Annotated in this window: 15 protein-coding genes; 13 read left to right on the top strand and 2 right to left on the bottom strand. The window is 59.8% G+C overall.

From position 1 onward, the window contains the following. Nucleotides 1-30 precede the first annotated feature (30 nt). From GYH29_RS05360 to GYH29_RS05325, 8 genes are read left to right on the top strand one after another with little or no spacing between them, the layout of a single operon-like run. Nucleotides 31-969, top strand: a complete 939-nt coding sequence (locus GYH29_RS05360) for a chemotaxis protein (RefSeq protein ID WP_019103158.1) — start codon at nt 31-33, stop codon at nt 967-969. Between the two features lie 51 nt (nt 970-1,020). Beyond that, nucleotides 1,021-1,416, top strand: coding sequence for a chemotaxis response regulator CheY (cheY, locus tag GYH29_RS05355; RefSeq protein ID WP_019103157.1), 396 nt, complete (start codon nt 1,021-1,023; stop codon nt 1,414-1,416). A gap of 45 nt (nt 1,417-1,461) precedes the next feature. After that, nucleotides 1,462-2,226: a protein phosphatase CheZ gene (gene cheZ / locus GYH29_RS05350; RefSeq protein WP_043591867.1), complete on the top strand. Its 765-nt coding sequence runs from the start codon at nt 1,462-1,464 to the stop codon at nt 2,224-2,226. 51 nt (nt 2,227-2,277) lie between these two features. Beyond that, complete coding sequence (locus GYH29_RS05345; protein ID WP_161523324.1) at nt 2,278-4,203, top strand: chemotaxis protein CheA; 1,926 nt, start codon at nt 2,278-2,280, stop codon at nt 4,201-4,203. A 19-nt stretch (nt 4,204-4,222) separates the two neighbouring features. Next, nucleotides 4,223-5,446 (top strand): EAL and HDOD domain-containing protein, encoded by a 1,224-nt coding sequence (locus tag GYH29_RS05340; RefSeq protein WP_019101425.1) that lies wholly within the window; start codon nt 4,223-4,225, stop codon nt 5,444-5,446. A 46-nt stretch (nt 5,447-5,492) separates the two neighbouring features. Beyond that, nucleotides 5,493-6,167, top strand: a complete 675-nt coding sequence (gene tsaB / locus GYH29_RS05335) for a tRNA (adenosine(37)-N6)-threonylcarbamoyltransferase complex dimerization subunit type 1 TsaB (protein ID WP_107732690.1) — start codon at nt 5,493-5,495, stop codon at nt 6,165-6,167. Further along, a complete protein-coding gene (gene rimI, locus GYH29_RS05330; protein ID WP_107732691.1) occupies nt 6,164-6,607 on the top strand; it encodes a ribosomal protein S18-alanine N-acetyltransferase in 444 nt (147 codons plus the stop codon). The genes tsaB and rimI overlap by 4 nt, the downstream gene beginning before the upstream one ends. After that, on the top strand, nt 6,604-7,434 hold the full coding sequence (locus GYH29_RS05325; RefSeq protein WP_019101428.1) for a uracil-DNA glycosylase: 831 nt from the start codon (nt 6,604-6,606) through the stop codon (nt 7,432-7,434). The genes rimI and GYH29_RS05325 overlap by 4 nt, the downstream gene beginning before the upstream one ends. A 119-nt stretch (nt 7,435-7,553) precedes the next feature. Here the strand turns inward: GYH29_RS05325 and rpmG are convergent, their stop codons facing one another. Both rpmG and rpmB read right to left on the bottom strand, forming a co-directional pair. Next, nucleotides 7,554-7,709 carry a 50S ribosomal protein L33 gene (gene rpmG, locus GYH29_RS05320; RefSeq protein ID WP_017506994.1) on the bottom strand — a complete coding sequence of 52 codons (156 nt, stop codon included), beginning with the start codon at nt 7,707-7,709 and terminating at the stop codon, nt 7,554-7,556. A 34-nt stretch (nt 7,710-7,743) separates the two neighbouring features. After that, nucleotides 7,744-7,977 carry a 50S ribosomal protein L28 gene (rpmB, locus tag GYH29_RS05315; RefSeq protein ID WP_011137003.1) on the bottom strand — a complete coding sequence of 78 codons (234 nt, stop codon included), beginning with the start codon at nt 7,975-7,977 and terminating at the stop codon, nt 7,744-7,746. A gap of 287 nt (nt 7,978-8,264) precedes the next feature. Between rpmB and GYH29_RS05310 the strand changes: the two genes are divergently transcribed. The 5 genes from GYH29_RS05310 (at nt 8,265) to GYH29_RS05290 (ending at nt 14,308) form a co-directional block, all read left to right on the top strand. Next, nucleotides 8,265-9,911 carry a CTP synthase gene (locus GYH29_RS05310; protein WP_019103549.1) on the top strand — a complete coding sequence of 549 codons (1,647 nt, stop codon included), beginning with the start codon at nt 8,265-8,267 and terminating at the stop codon, nt 9,909-9,911. Continuing rightward, on the top strand, nt 9,908-10,759 hold the full coding sequence (gene kdsA, locus GYH29_RS05305) for a 3-deoxy-8-phosphooctulonate synthase (protein ID WP_019103548.1): 852 nt from the start codon (nt 9,908-9,910) through the stop codon (nt 10,757-10,759). The genes GYH29_RS05310 and kdsA overlap by 4 nt, the downstream gene beginning before the upstream one ends. 82 nt (nt 10,760-10,841) lie before the next feature. After that, nucleotides 10,842-12,125, top strand: coding sequence for a phosphopyruvate hydratase (gene eno, locus GYH29_RS05300; RefSeq protein ID WP_043591876.1), 1,284 nt, complete (start codon nt 10,842-10,844; stop codon nt 12,123-12,125). A gap of 4 nt (nt 12,126-12,129) precedes the next feature. Continuing rightward, entirely contained in the window at nt 12,130-12,420 is a 291-nt protein-coding gene (ftsB, locus tag GYH29_RS05295; RefSeq protein ID WP_019103546.1) for a cell division protein FtsB, read from the top strand. 79 nt (nt 12,421-12,499) lie between these two features. Beyond that, nucleotides 12,500-14,308, top strand: a complete 1,809-nt coding sequence (locus GYH29_RS05290; protein ID WP_019103545.1) for a GGDEF domain-containing protein — start codon at nt 12,500-12,502, stop codon at nt 14,306-14,308. Nucleotides 14,309-14,318: the final 10 nt, after the last annotated feature.

The raw sequence follows: 14,318 nt of genomic DNA, 5'->3' as shown, positions 1-14,318 counted from the left end.
AAGCAAAAGCATTAAGGGAGAGGGACAGATATGGCAGCCACAGACGCCTCCTTGCTTGCAACCGTTGACGCCAGAACCAAGCTGGCGGGTTCCAACAAAATGGAGATTCTGCTGTTTTCGCTTGGAACGCGGGAAACCTTCGGCATCAACGTTTTCAAAGTGCGCGAGGTGTCGCAGACCCCCGCCATCACCAAAACACCGAACATGCCGTTTGGCGTGGAGGGCGTGTTGTCGCTGCGCGGCAATATCATCCCGGTCATCTCGCTTGGCAAGTTCATCGGCGCCGACCAGACCCGCAGCTACGAAACCATGATCGTCACCGAATTCAACAAGAGCACCCAGGCCTTTCTGGTTGACTCGGTGGACCGCATCATCCGCGTTGATTGGGACAAGGTGCGCGCGCCGGAAAACATGATGGCGGCCAGCGGCACCAATCAGAATCTGATCACCGCGATTACCGAACTGGAAAACGGCAAACTGGTGTCCATTCTGGACGTGGAGCAAATCTTGGCCAGCGTGGTCGGCGAGCCGCGCCTGCCCGACGTTCCCACCGCTCAATTGGAAAACGATCAGTACATCTTCTTCGTCGACGACTCTGTCGTAGCCCGCAAGGAAATCACCGGCGTGCTGGAAAAGATGGGCATCAAATTCCAGCAGGCCACCAACGGCCGCGAGGCATGGGACCGGCTGCAAACGCTGGCCAACCGCAACTTCGGCGAGGACGAGTGCCTGCACGACCACCTGAAGATCATCCTCGTGGACGCCGAAATGCCGGAAATGGACGGCTATGTGCTGACCAAGCTGATCAAATCCGATCAGCGCTTCCGCGGCATCCCGGTCGTGATGCACTCCTCGCTGTCCTCCAACGCCAACCGCGCGATGGGCTCCAGCGTGGGCGTGGATGCCTATGTCGCCAAGTTCGACCCCGGCGTACTGGCTGAAACTTTGATTCCATTCCTGCAGAGGTAGTCGCTACAATATGCGGCTCGATGAATTTCAGATAAATCAGGACACACCTCAATGGCAGACAAGAATATTCGCTTCCTAGTCGTAGACGACTTCTCCACCATGCGGAGAATCGTGCGCAACCTTTTGAAAGAGCTAGGATTCACCAATGTCGACGAAGCCGAAGACGGCATGGTTGCGCTGCACAAGTTGAAGACTCAGCATTTCGACTTCATCGTTTCCGACTGGAACATGCCCAATATGACCGGCATCGAACTGCTCAAGGCAGTCCGCGCCGACGCCCAGCTCAAACACCTGCCCTTCATGATGATTACCGCGGAAGCCAAACGCGAAAATATCATCGAAGCGGCCATGGCCGGAGCCAGCGGTTACATCGTGAAGCCCTTCACTGCCGCCACCATGGAAGAGAAAATGAGCAAGATCTTCCAGAACATGAATAAACCAGCCTGAGTGCCGAAAAAAAACGGTCTGCGTCAGTATTGAGGAGGATTTACCGTGTCCAATCACATCATGGAAAGCGGGGATAACCCGGAGCTTGAGGCTCTGTTCGACAGCATCTCGATGCAGCAGAGCGAAGCCCCTCCGGTGTCGGAACCCGCCGCGCCCGAAGCCGCGGCAGCCGTTCCGCAGCCAGCCGGGACTGCCGGCAGTCCTACCTCGATGTATGAACAAATTGGTCAGTTAACCCGCAAAATGCATGATGCGCTACGCGATCTAGGCTACGACAAATCTCTGGAAAAAATGGCGGATGCGATTCCAGACGCCAAGGACAGGCTGACTTACATCGCCACCCTGACGGAAAATTCGGCCGAACGCGTGCTCAACGCCACTGATCTGGCCAAACCGTATCAGGATCAGTTGGAAAGCAAGGCGCTGGAATTGTCCTCGCGCTGGGAACGTCTGTACGCCAACCTGTTGACCGTGGAAGAGTTCCAGCAACTTGCGGCCGACACGCGCAGCTACTTAAATGAAGTGCCGGCCCAGACCCAGGCCACCAGCACCCAGTTGCTGGAAATCGTCATGGCCCAGGACTTTCAGGATCTGACCGGTCAAGTCATCAAAAAGATGATGGGCATGGTCAAGCTGCTGGAAAGCGAGCTGGTCAATTTCCTGATCGAGTTCTCGCCCGAGGCGAAAAAAGAAGAGCTGGGCATGGGCACCAATCTGCTGAACGGCCCCGTGATCAACCCGGAAGGGCGCACCGATGTGGTCAGCAGCCAGCAACAGGTCGACGACCTGCTGGAAAGCCTGGGCTTCTAACGAACAACACGCAGAACAGAGCACGCGAGCAAGGCGTGGCGGGAGTGGAAAATGAGCGAATTCGCCGGCATGGAAGAGCTGCTGCAAGACTTCTTGATGGAGTCTACGGATCTCCTTTCCGATGTAGACAATAAACTGGTCGAACTGGAAAAGCGTCCGGAAGATAAGGCACTGCTGAACGACATTTTCAGAGGCTTCCACACCATCAAGGGCGGTGCAGGCTTTCTCAACGTCGGCCCAATGATCAATCTATGCCATCGCACCGAAAACCTGTTCGACAAACTCCGCAACGGTCAACTGCACATCACCGCCGGTATCATGGACGTGATTCTTGACGCCACAGGTATCGTCCGCGACATGTTCGGCACCATGGGCCAGGGCCTGATGCCCAGCGAAGCCGACCCGCGCATCCTAGCGGCTTTGGACGCCGCACTGGCGGGAGAGGCCTTGTCCGAAGAAGCACCTACCGTCGAACCAGCTCCGGCCGCAGCCCCCGCTCCGGCGCCGGCGACAGCCCCCTCGGCTCCGACACCCGCCGCCGGCAACGGTCAAGGTCCGGACTGGAACCAGCTATACCAAGCCGTCGCTCCGGGCGGCGCGCCCGCGCCGACGCCGGCGGCTACGCCTGCCCCCGCGCCTCAAGCCGCTGCGGCAGCCCCGGCCGCGCCTGCGCCCGCGCCGGTTGCAGCCGCTCCCGCGACCCCCAAACCGGCGGCTAAACCGGCTCCGAGCAAGCCGGCCGCCAGCGCGCCCAGCAGCAGCGGCCCCCAGGAAAACACTATCCGCATCGATACCGTGCGTCTAGACATGGTGCTCAACCTGTCCGGCGAAATCGGCCTGACCAAGAACCGCCTGACCACGCTGCGCACCGAGATCCTGCAAGGCAACCGCGATACCAACACACTACGCTCCCTGGATGAAGCGATCAGCCAACTGGACCTGCTGGTAGGGGATCTGCAAAACGCGGTGATGAAAACCCGCATGCAGCCGATTGGCCGCCTGTTCCAGAAATACCCGCGCTTGGCGCGCGACCTAGCCCGTCAGTTGGGCAAGGAAGTTGAGTTGGTGCTGTCCGGCGAAGAAACCGAGCTGGACAAGACCATGATTGAGGATTTGAATGATCCTCTGGTCCACTTGGTGCGCAACGCAGTCGACCACGGCATCGAACAGCCTGAAGACCGCATCGCCGCCGGCAAGAAGCCGCAGGCGCTGGTGCAGCTGACCGCGGAACAAGTAGGCGATCACATCCTGATCGAGATCACCGACGACGGCAAAGGCATGAACGCCGACGCCCTGCGCCGCAAGGCGATCGAAAAAGGTCTTATTGATCAGGAAAGCGCCAACTCTCTGGATGAAAAACAGTGCCTGCAGCTGATCTTCCTGCCCGGCTTCTCCACCAAGGACCAGATTTCCAGCGTGTCCGGTCGCGGCGTGGGCATGGACGTGGTGCGCACCAATATCCAGAAACTGAACGGCCGCATCGATATCAACTCGGTGCCGGGCGAAGGCACCCGCATCAGCATCTCGCTGCCGCTGACACTGGCCATCCTTCCCGTGCTGGTGGTGCGCGCTTGCAACCAACCGTTCGCCGTGCCTCTTGCGATGGTGCGTGAAATCATCACCATCGACCCGAACGCGATCCAGGAAGTGTCGGGCAAACCCACCATCGTGGTGCGCGACGAAATCCTGCCGCTGAAAACTCTGGCCGGCCTGCTAGGCTGGGAGCCGACGCAGAAACCCTACTTCGGCGTATTGATGCAGTCCGCGGAAAAGTCCTTCATCCTGGCGATCGACTCTTTCGTCGGCCGCGACGACGTTGTGATCAAGCCGCTGCAGAACATTCGTCCGAAAGGCGTGGCCGGCGCCACCCTGTCCGGCGACGGCTCGGTCGTACTGGTACTAGACATGGAAGATTTACTCTCCTCCAGCGAAGCCAGCAGCAGCGTCACTCGATCCGCGGACCTGATCGCCACCTGAGCAAAGGCATACCGGGACAATGACCTCGACGAGCGCCTTCATAGGCAGGCAGGCCGTTCTCAATCGCAACCAGCAGCTCATTGGCTATGAGCTGCTTTTTCGTCCTAGCGGCGAGGCCTCAGGCGTCGGCAAGCATACAGAACTGCAAGCCGACACTCAGGTGCTGGTCAACACCCTCAACAATATGGGCACCAGCTGGCTGATCGGCAGCAAGCTGGCCTTCATCAACATCGGCGAAGCCATGCTCAGCAGCGAGTTTCTTGAGCTGCTGCCGCCGCGCCGCGTCATTCTCGACATCTCGCCGCGCATCGTGCCCTCCAACGAACTGCTGTCGCGCGCGCGGCACCTTCGCTCGCTGGGTTTCGGCATTTCTCTGGACGACTTCAGCTTCGAATCGCCGGCTGCGGCCTTTCTGGAACTGGCCAACTACGTCAAGCTGGACATCCAGCACCAAGACACAAACCGCTTCCAGATGCTGGCGTCGCGCTTGCGCAGCTATCCGGTGATCCGCATCGCCGAACGCGTGGAAACCCACGCTCAGTTCCATCTCTGCAAGGAACTGGGCATGGACGGTTTTCAGGGCTTCTACTTCGCCCAGCCAGAAACGCTGTCCGCCAAGGTCATCCACCCATCTTTTCGCAACACCCTGGAGCTGCTCAACCTGCTGCGGCTGGACGCCGACATCCGCGACGTCGAGCAGGTTCTCAAACGCGACCTGGCCCTGTCTTACAAGCTGCTGCGCTACGTCAACTCCGCGGCCGCCGGCCTGAACACCAGCATCAGCTCCTTCTCTCACGCAGTCACCGTACTGGGATACCAAAAGCTCTACCGCTGGCTGACCCTATTACTGGTCACAGCCTCCGATGAAGGCCACGCGCCCCCAGCGCTGCAAAAAACCGCGGTCACACGCGGCCGCTTCATGGAGTTGCTGGGCAAAGCCCACGGCGAGCGTCACGATACCTGCGACAATCTGTTCATCATCGGCATGTTCAGCCTGCTGGACGTGCTGTTCGACATGCCGATGGCCAACATCATCGAGCACCTGCAGCTGCCGGAAACCATCACCGAAGCCCTGTTGCACGAAAAAGGCACGATGAGCCGCTTCCTCAAACTGGTCAAAGCCTGCGAGGACGGCCAACTCACCGGCGTGCCAGAACTCTGCGCCCAATTGAACCTCAGCAGCGAACAGTTCAACCAGGCCCATGTCTCCGCGCTCGCCTGGGTGGAAGAACTCGGCTTATAATTCGCAGTCTTGCAGTACGCGCTTAAGCTTGAGACCGAATTCCCCGATGAAATTGCTTGCCATTGATTGCTCCACCTCGTTTCTATCCCTAGCCATTGACAACGGCTCGCGTATTTTCTCCTTCCACGAGAAAGTCGAGCAAAAGCACGCGGAACGCGCGCTGCCGGAATTGGCTTGCCTACTGGAACAGGCGGAATTGCGCCTGGAGCAACTCGACGCCATCGCCTTCGGCCAGGGCCCCGGCTCCTTCACCGGCCTACGCATCGCCTGCGGCCTGGCTCAAGGGCTGGCTTTCTCCGCCGGCATTCCGGTTATCGGCATTCCAACGCTGGACAACGTCGCTCAACAAGCCAGCACTGGCACGGTGCTGGTCTGTCTCGACGCCAGGATGCAGCAGGTTTACAGCGCCTGCTATCGAGTCGCCGAAGGTGCCGCGCCGGAACGGCTGGACCCGATAAGCGTCGGCGCGCCGGAAGCCGTGCTTTGGCCGGAGCGAGTCGATATTGCCGCTGGCGACGGCTTTGAACGCTACCCCTGTCTGCAAGACAATGCCGGCGTCGCCATCGTCCGCGCGGATCTGCTGCCCAACGCCATCGCCTACTTCTCGTTGGCGCGCAGCGGCCGTTATCCGCAAACTCACCCGCGCGAAGCGGAACTGCTTTACGTGCGTAATAAAGTCGCCCTGACCGCACAGGAACAGCAGCAGGCACGCCAGAAATGACCCCGTACTACCACACTTTCCAGCCCGACGACACGAGGCAGCTGGCCGAGCTAGAGAGCCGCGCCTGCGCACACGGCTGGTCCGCCGCCCAATACCGGGACTCCGTGCGCTGCGGTCACCAGTTTCACGGCATGTTCGCCTCGAACCAACTACGGGGCTTCGCCGTGACCCAAACCGTGCTGGACGAAGCGGAACTGCTCAACATCGTGATAGATCCACAATGGCAAGGCCAGGGCTTGGGCAAACAACTACTGCGAGAACTAAGCGCCACTCTGGCCGCAAGCGGTGCAAGGCGCCTATTCCTGGAAGTACGGGCCGGCAACGCCGTTGCCCGCAGCCTGTACGCAAGCCAAGGTTTCGTTGAAAACGGCCGACGCAAGAACTACTACCCCTGCGCCGACGGCCGCGAAGACGCGGTCCTGATGGAGGCCACGCTATGAGCCGCGCCGCGCTGATTCAAAGCGTGATAGGACTGGGCCCATCCTGGGAAGCTCGCCCCGGTTGGTTCGAGCAGCATCCTGCGGCGCTAAGCCGCCCACAGGAAACACTGGTGGAAACCGATATGGTGCCGGAGGTGTGCCCGGCGCCGCCGCGCGAGGAGGCCGTCACGCCGGCCCAGCCGGCCGTACTGCTTGCCCCCTCGCCTGCAGCCGACATCGCCCCACCCGTCGCGTCTCCCGCACCTCAAGCCCACGCCTCACCTTTGCTAGAGTGGGACGCGCTCGAACGCACGGTACGCGATTGCCGCGACTGCCGCCTTTGCCAAACCCGCACTCAAACCGTTTTCGGTCGCGGCAACAAGCAGGCGCGCTGGCTGTTGATCGGCGAAGCGCCGGGCGAACAAGAGGACAGACAAGGCCAGCCCTTCGTCGGCCGCGCCGGCCAGTTGCTGGACAACATGCTGAGCGCGACCGGACTGGACCGCGACCGCGATGTATATATCGCCAACGTGCTCAAATGCCGCCCGCCCGGCAACCGCAATCCTAGCGGCGATGAAATTGCCTCCTGTCAGAACTATCTGATCCAGCAAATTCAGCACATCCAGCCCACATTGATTCTGGCGCTTGGCCGTTTTGCCGCCCAAACTCTGCTGCAAACAGAAAAAGGCATTGGTCAATTGCGCGGCAAGCTGCACAGCTACCAGGACATCCCTTTGATCGTCAGCTATCACCCGGCCTACCTGTTGCGCAATCAGCCGGACAAACAAAAAGCCTGGCAAGACTTGGTGTTCGCCAAAAAGACTTTCGGCCGCCTAAGCGCCGATTAAACGCAAAACCCCGCCAAGCATGCTTGACGGGGTTTTTTAGTCCCAAACCATAAAGAAAAAAACCCTTCTCCGTGCACCAGAGAAGGGCTCTTTACTTTCGCGTTCCCGCGGAAACCGGCTTATTTCAGCTTGGTTTCTTTGTACAGAACGTGTTTGCGAGCAACGGGATCAAATTTCTTGATCTCCATTTTTTCCGGCATCGTACGCTTGTTCTTCGTAGTCGTGTAGAAATGGCCGGTGCCAGCAGTGGACTCAAGCTTGATTTTATCGCGCATGTTATTACCTCAGTAGCTTTCTGGTTGACCGCAATCAGATCTCGCCGCGAGCGCGCAGATCAGCCAGCACTACATCGATGCCAACCTTGTCGATGGTACGCAGTGCCGCGTTGGATACGCGCAGACGCACCCAGCGGTTTTCGCTCTCAACCCAGAACTTGCGATATTGCAGGTTGGGCAGGAAACGACGTTTAGTCTTATTGTTGGCGTGGGAAACATTGTTCCCGGTCATCGGACGCTTGCCGGTGACTTTGCAAACACGCGCCATGTTAAACACTCCCAAAACCGGTAAAAGCTGGCTTTATATCATAGATAAAGCCAGACACTCAAGCAGAAAACGCACCCTTTTACTGCATGGGCGCGATCGTGTATGAAACAGTCGGCGGCAATTGTACCGTATTCGCCACAGAGATGCGAGCACTTCTTTGCCAAGCCGCGCGACGCGACCGGCGGCTGCTCGGGGTGTCGGCGCGACTTGCAACAACATGGTTCGAAGCGATTCAAATCGCAACGATTTCAGGGTAGAATCCCGGATTCCCATAGAGCCGTAATCTCATGACCAAGTACATCTTCGTAACCGGCGGTGTGGTGTCCTCCCTGGGTAAGGGCATTGCCGCTGCGTCCATCGCCGCCATCCTCGAGTCTCGCGGGCTGAAAGTCACCATGCTGAAGCTCGACCCCTACATCAACGTCGATCCGGGCACAATGAGCCCTTTCCAGCATGGCGAGGTGTTCGTCACCGAAGACGGCGCGGAAACCGACCTTGATCTGGGCCACTACGAGCGCTTCATCCACGCGAAGATGAAGAAAAGCAACAACTTCACCACCGGTCAGGTATACGAGTCCGTGATCACCAAGGAGCGCCGCGGCGACTACCTGGGCGGCACCGTGCAAGTGATCCCGCACATCACCGACGAAATCAAGCTGAAGATGCACGAAGGCGCGGCCGACGCGGACGTCGCCATCGTCGAGATCGGCGGCACCGTGGGCGACATCGAATCGCTGCCGTTCCTGGAGGCCATCCGCCAGATGCGCTCCAATCTGGGCCGCAAGAACACCCTGTACGTGCACCTGTCCTATGTGCCTTACATCGCCACCGCCGGCGAGATCAAGACCAAACCGACCCAGCACTCGGTAAAAGAATTGCGCGAGATCGGCATTCAGCCGGACATCCTGCTCTGCCGGATGGACCGCGAACTGCCGGAAGACGAAAAGCGCAAGATCGCGCTGTTCTGCAATGTGGAAGAAAACGCCGTTATCGGCTGTTACGACTCCGACTCCATCTACAAAGTGCCGGCCATGCTCCACAACCAGGGCATCGACGAGATCATCGCCGAGCAGCTGCAGCTGGACCTGCCCAAGGCGGATCTGTCGGTATGGGGCCGCATCATCGACGCGATCGAGCACCCGGACCACAGCATCAACATCGCCATGGTCGGCAAATACGTTGACTTGACCGAGTCCTACAAATCGCTGACCGAAGCGCTGAAACACGCCGGCATCCACACCCGCACCAACGTCAACATTATCTACGTGGACTCCGAGGAAATCGAACGCGACGGCGCCGATTCGCTGAAGGACATGGACGCGATCCTGGTGCCGGGCGGCTTTGGCAAGCGCGGCGTGGAAGGCAAGATCAAAGCGGTCAAATTCGCCCGCGAAAACGACATCCCCTACATGGGCATCTGCCTGGGCATGCAGATCGCGCTGATCGAATACGCTCGCGACGTGGCGGGCATGGCCGGCGCCAACTCCACTGAATTCGACCTCGACACCAACTTCCCCGTGGTGGCGCTGATCGACGAATGGGTCAACCACGACGGCAAGGTGGAAAAGCGCGACGAAAACTCCAACCTGGGCGGCACCATGCGCCTGGGCGGCCAGCAGTGCGACCTGGTTCCGAACTCCCTGGCGGCGAACATCTACGGCGACAGCGAGATCGTCGAGCGCCATCGCCACCGCTATGAAGTGAACAACTACTACATTCCGCGCCTGGAACAGGCCGGCCTGATCATCAGCGGCCGCTCCGCCGGTCATGAGAAGCTGGTCGAAACCATCGAGCTGGCTAACCACCGCTGGTTCTTCGCCTGCCAGTTCCATCCGGAATTCACCTCGACTCCGCGCGACGGCCACCCGCTGTTCATCTCCTACGTGAAAGCGGCGCTGCAATACCAAGCGGACAAGCAAGGACCCAAGGCATGAAACTGTGCGGATTCGAAGTCGGCCTCAACCAGCCGCTGTTCCTGATCGCGGGCCCCTGCGTGATCGAGAGCGAACAGATGGCGCTGGACACCGCCGGTCAGCTCAAGGAAATCACCTCTGAACTGGGCATCAACTTCATCTACAAATCGAGCTACGACAAGGCCAACCGTTCCTCCGGTTCCTCCTTCCGCGGCTTCGGCATCGATGAAGGCCTGCGCATCCTCTCGGAAGTGAAACGCCAGATTGGCGTGCCCGTGCTGACCGACGTGCACAGCGAAAATGAAATCGTGCAAGTCGCCAGCGTGGTCGACGTGCTGCAAACGCCCGCCTTCCTGTGCCGCCAAACCGACTTCATCCGCGCAGTCGCCCAGTGCGGCAAACCGGTAAACATCAAGAAGGGCCAGTTTCTGGCCCCTGGCGACATGAAGAACGTGATCGACAAGGCCCGCGCTGCCGCGCAAGAAGCCAACCTCGAACCAGACAGCTTCATGGCTTGCGAACGCGGCGTGTCCTTCGGCTACAACAACCTCGTATCCGACATGCGTTCGCTGATGATCATGCGCGACACCCAGTGCCCGGTGGTTTACGACGCCACCCACTCGGTGCAGCTGCCCGGCGGCCAAGGCACTTCTTCCGGCGGCCAGCGCGAATTCGTGCCGGTGCTGGCGCGCGCCGCGGTGGCGTCCGGCATCGCCGGCATCTTCATGGAAACCCATCCGGACCCGGCCTGCGCAATGTCCGACGGCCCCAATGCCTGGCCCTTGCCGCGCATGAAGGAACTGCTGACTACGCTCAAGGCGCTGGACGAGTTAGTCAAGCACAATCCCTGGCCGGAACACACCCTGTAAACCGGCAGGCGCAGATCGCAACCGGCTCCGGCCGGTTGCTTGCCCTCCGCCCGAACACAACCAGCCTTTGAAGGAAATGTAAATGAGTTCGATCATCGATGTGGTAGCTCGTGAGATTCTGGATTCGCGCGGCAATCCGACCGTGGAAGCAGACGTATTGCTGGAGTCCGGCGTCATGGGTCGCGCGGCGGTGCCCAGCGGCGCCTCCACCGGCGAAAAAGAAGCGCTGGAACTGCGCGACGGCGATAAAAGCCGCTATCTGGGCAAGGGCGTGTTGAAGGCAGTGGAAAACATCAACACTGAAATCTGCGAAGCCATCATCGGCCTCGACGCCAGCGATCAGACCTTCATCGACAAGACCCTGATCGAACTGGACGGCACCGAAACCAAATCCCGCCTCGGCGCCAACGCGCTGCTGGCCGTGTCCATGGCGGTGGCCCGCGCCGCAGCCGAAGACGCAGGCCTGCCTCTCTACCGCTACCTGGGCGGCGCCGGTCCGATGGCCCTGCCGGTTCCGATGATGAACGTCATCAACGGCGGCGCTCACGCCAACAACACCCTGGACATCCAGGAATTCATGATCATGCCGGTGGGCGCGCAAACCTTCCGCGAAGCGCTGCGCTGCGGCGCCGAAATCTTCCACAGCCTGAAGAAGATTTGCGATCAAAAAGGCTACGCTACCACCGTGGGCGACGAAGGCGGCTTCGCGCCCAACCTGAAGAGCCATGAAGACGCGATCAAACTGATCCTGGAAGCCATCGACGCCGCCGGCTACGTGGCCGGCCAGGACGTGATGCTGGCGCTGGACTGCGCCTCCTCCGAGTTCTACAAGGACGGCAAGTACCACCTGACCGCCGAAGGCCTGCAGCTCACTTCCGAGCAGTTCGCCGACTACCTGGAAACCCTGGTCAACAACTACCCGATTCTGTCGATCGAAGACGGCATGAGCGAGCACGACTGGGACGGCTGGAAGCTGCTGACCGAGCGCCTGGGCTCCCGCGTGCAGATCGTCGGCGACGACTTGTTCGTCACCAACCCCAAGATTCTGGCCAAGGGCATCGAAGGCGGCCTCGCCAACTCGCTGCTAGTCAAGGTCAACCAGATCGGCACACTGTCGGAAACGCTGAAAGCGGTTGATCTCGCGAAGCGTTCCCGCTATACCAGCGTTATGAGCCATCGCTCCGGCGAAACCGAAGACAGCACCATCGCGGATCTGGCCGTTGCCACCAACTGCATGCAGATCAAAACCGGCTCGCTGTCCCGCTCCGACCGCATGGCGAAATACAACCAGTTGCTGCGCATCGAAGAAGAACTGGGCGATGCGGCCTACTACCCGGGCAAAGCTGCCTTTTACCACCTGAAGTAATCGTATGCGCTGGCTGACCCTGACTCTGGTGACAGTAATACTGGCCCTGCAATGGCCGTTGTGGTTTGGAAAAGGTAGCTGGCTCAGAGTCTGGCAGCTGGACAAGCAACTACAGGAACAGCGGGCGACCACCCAAAAGCTGGTGGCCCGCAACGCCGCGCTGGACGCGGAAGTGCGTGATTTAAAACAGGGGACGGACGCCATTGAGGAGAGAGCCCGCAATGAACTTGGCATGATTCGGAATGGTGAAGTTTTTTTCCAATTGCTGGATCCGGTGAAGCCAACGCCTCGCTAAATATCCGCCCGGACCGCACTGTAGAGCTGAACAGACAACAAGAATGACGTCCGGTCTAAAAAAGTCCAAGGTTTGGGCAATGACAACACAAAACCCCATCGAAGTCGCACGAGAAACGCTCAAACAGCTGACGGTGCGCAAGCTGTTGCCGACGCCGGAAAACTTTGAGCGGGTCTATCACGAGCTGACGCAAACGCCGGTCGACCGCGACAACAAGCTTGCCGTGTTGCTGCTGCGCGCACTGGAAACCCTGCCCCAGGAAAGCGTGCAGGCCAAAGTCACTCTTACCCGCCTCAAGCAAGTCTGCGACGAAAATCGCTGGGAACAAGCCCCGCAACTGATCATCGACTTTCTGCGCGCCTCTCTCAGCGCCAGCCAGCAACAACACAGCTGGGGCATGCTGATCCAAAATCTGATCCGAAACTGGGACCTTCGGCTGCCCAATATGCCGCAGCACCACAAGCAGTCCACGCTGGAACGGGTGCTGATCAATTACGGCAACCAGCCGGACGAACTGAACCAGAAACTGGCCACGCTGATTCAGAACTGGACCCAGTCCATGCCCCCGTCCAATGGCAACGGCGCGGCAAGCTCCGACACCCCCGCTCCGGTAGCCGGCCTCGATGAAGACGGGGCCGACGCGCCCAGCAACAGCTGGCTGGCCTGGCAGCGCACGCTGAGCTTCGCCCTTAAGCACGGCCTGGAGCCTCGCCTGATCAACTACCCGGAATTGGTGGATGCGCTGGAGGCGCTGCTGGGCGAACTGAATCAAGTGGCCGACGACGCCACGCTCAACGCCTACATGCCCAAGCTGCGGGCCTTCATGATCAAGCTGGAGCTGCAATCGCAGCAAGACGACCGCCTGGTGTCGGCGATGACCAACCTGCTGCGCCTGCTGCTGGAAAACATCGCCGAACTCAACCACACGGACACCTATCTGGTGGGCCAGGTTCATTCGCTGCAGGACATCCTCAGCCATGAGCCGCTGTCCATGCAGCAGGTCTACCAGATGGAGTCCAGCCTCAAGGACGTGATCCGCAAGCAAGGCCAACTGAAAACCTCGCTGGACGAGGCGGCAAGCTCGCTGCGCTCCTTGTTGGACCGCTTCATCTCGCGGTTGGCGATGATGACGGACAGCACCGACGACTTCCAGAACAAGATCAAGGACCACAGCACCCGCATCAAACAGTCGCAGAACGTCGAGGAGCTGGGCAGCATCATCGGCTCCTTGATGGAAGACACCTCGCTAATGCAACTGGACCTGACCCGCTCCCGCGATGAGCTGCTGTCCGCCAAGGAGCAAGTGGAAGCCGCCGAACAAAGAATCGCCGAACTGGAAACCGCGCTGGAAGCCGCCAGTGCCAAGGTGCGCGAAGATCAGTTGACCGGCGCTTTCAACCGCCGCGGCCTGGCAGAGCATTTCCAGCGCGAAATCAGCCGCGCGGAGCGCACCGGCGCGCCACTGTCCGTCGCCCTGCTCGACGTGGACAACTTCAAGCAACTGAACGACAAATACGGCCACCTAGCCGGCGACGATGCCCTGAAATACCTGGTGGACACGATCAAGCACAGCCTGCGCCCAGCCGATATCGTCGCCCGCTTCGGCGGTGAGGAATTCGTGATCCTGATGCCGGACACCCCGGAAGAAGAAGCCGTCGCCACCGTGCAGCGGCTGCAGCGCGAACTAACCAAAACGTTTTTCTTGGCCAACAACGACCGCCTGCTCATCACCTTCAGCGCCGGCGTCGCCAAATGGCATTTGGGCGAACAAGAAGCCGACGTGCTGGAGCGCGCCGACCAGGCAATGTATCAAGCCAAACTCAACGGCAAGAACCGCGTGCACTCGGCGGAGGAGCAGCCACCCTCACTGATGTCGCCCCAGCTATAAACAGCGCTTG

The organism is Chromobacterium haemolyticum (assembly GCF_009936155.1).
GTDB lineage: Bacteria > Pseudomonadota > Gammaproteobacteria > Burkholderiales > Chromobacteriaceae > Chromobacterium > Chromobacterium haemolyticum.
This window is presented reverse-complemented; position numbering and strand designations above follow the sequence as displayed.

Bases quoted from the DNA above. Each gene is read 5' to 3' on its own strand.
- ftsB (WP_019103546.1), top strand. From the start codon at position 12,130: ATGCGCTGGCTGACCCTGACTCTGGTGACAGTAATACTGGCCCTGCAA.
- GYH29_RS05345 (WP_161523324.1), top strand. From the start codon at position 2,278: ATGAGCGAATTCGCCGGCATGGAAGAGCTGCTGCAAGACTTCTTGATG.
- GYH29_RS05360 (WP_019103158.1), top strand. From the start codon at position 31: ATGGCAGCCACAGACGCCTCCTTGCTTGCAACCGTTGACGCCAGAACC.
- GYH29_RS05325 (WP_019101428.1), top strand. From the start codon at position 6,604: ATGAGCCGCGCCGCGCTGATTCAAAGCGTGATAGGACTGGGCCCATCC.
- rpmB (WP_011137003.1), bottom strand. From the start codon at position 7,977: ATGGCGCGTGTTTGCAAAGTCACCGGCAAGCGTCCGATGACCGGGAAC.
- GYH29_RS05310 (WP_019103549.1), top strand. From the start codon at position 8,265: ATGACCAAGTACATCTTCGTAACCGGCGGTGTGGTGTCCTCCCTGGGT.
- GYH29_RS05290 (WP_019103545.1), top strand. From the start codon at position 12,500: ATGACAACACAAAACCCCATCGAAGTCGCACGAGAAACGCTCAAACAG.
- rpmG (WP_017506994.1), bottom strand. From the start codon at position 7,709: ATGCGCGATAAAATCAAGCTTGAGTCCACTGCTGGCACCGGCCATTTC.
- rimI (WP_107732691.1), top strand. From the start codon at position 6,164: ATGACCCCGTACTACCACACTTTCCAGCCCGACGACACGAGGCAGCTG.
- eno (WP_043591876.1), top strand. From the start codon at position 10,842: ATGAGTTCGATCATCGATGTGGTAGCTCGTGAGATTCTGGATTCGCGC.
- cheY (WP_019103157.1), top strand. From the start codon at position 1,021: ATGGCAGACAAGAATATTCGCTTCCTAGTCGTAGACGACTTCTCCACC.
- tsaB (WP_107732690.1), top strand. From the start codon at position 5,493: ATGAAATTGCTTGCCATTGATTGCTCCACCTCGTTTCTATCCCTAGCC.
- GYH29_RS05340 (WP_019101425.1), top strand. From the start codon at position 4,223: ATGACCTCGACGAGCGCCTTCATAGGCAGGCAGGCCGTTCTCAATCGC.
- kdsA (WP_019103548.1), top strand. From the start codon at position 9,908: ATGAAACTGTGCGGATTCGAAGTCGGCCTCAACCAGCCGCTGTTCCTG.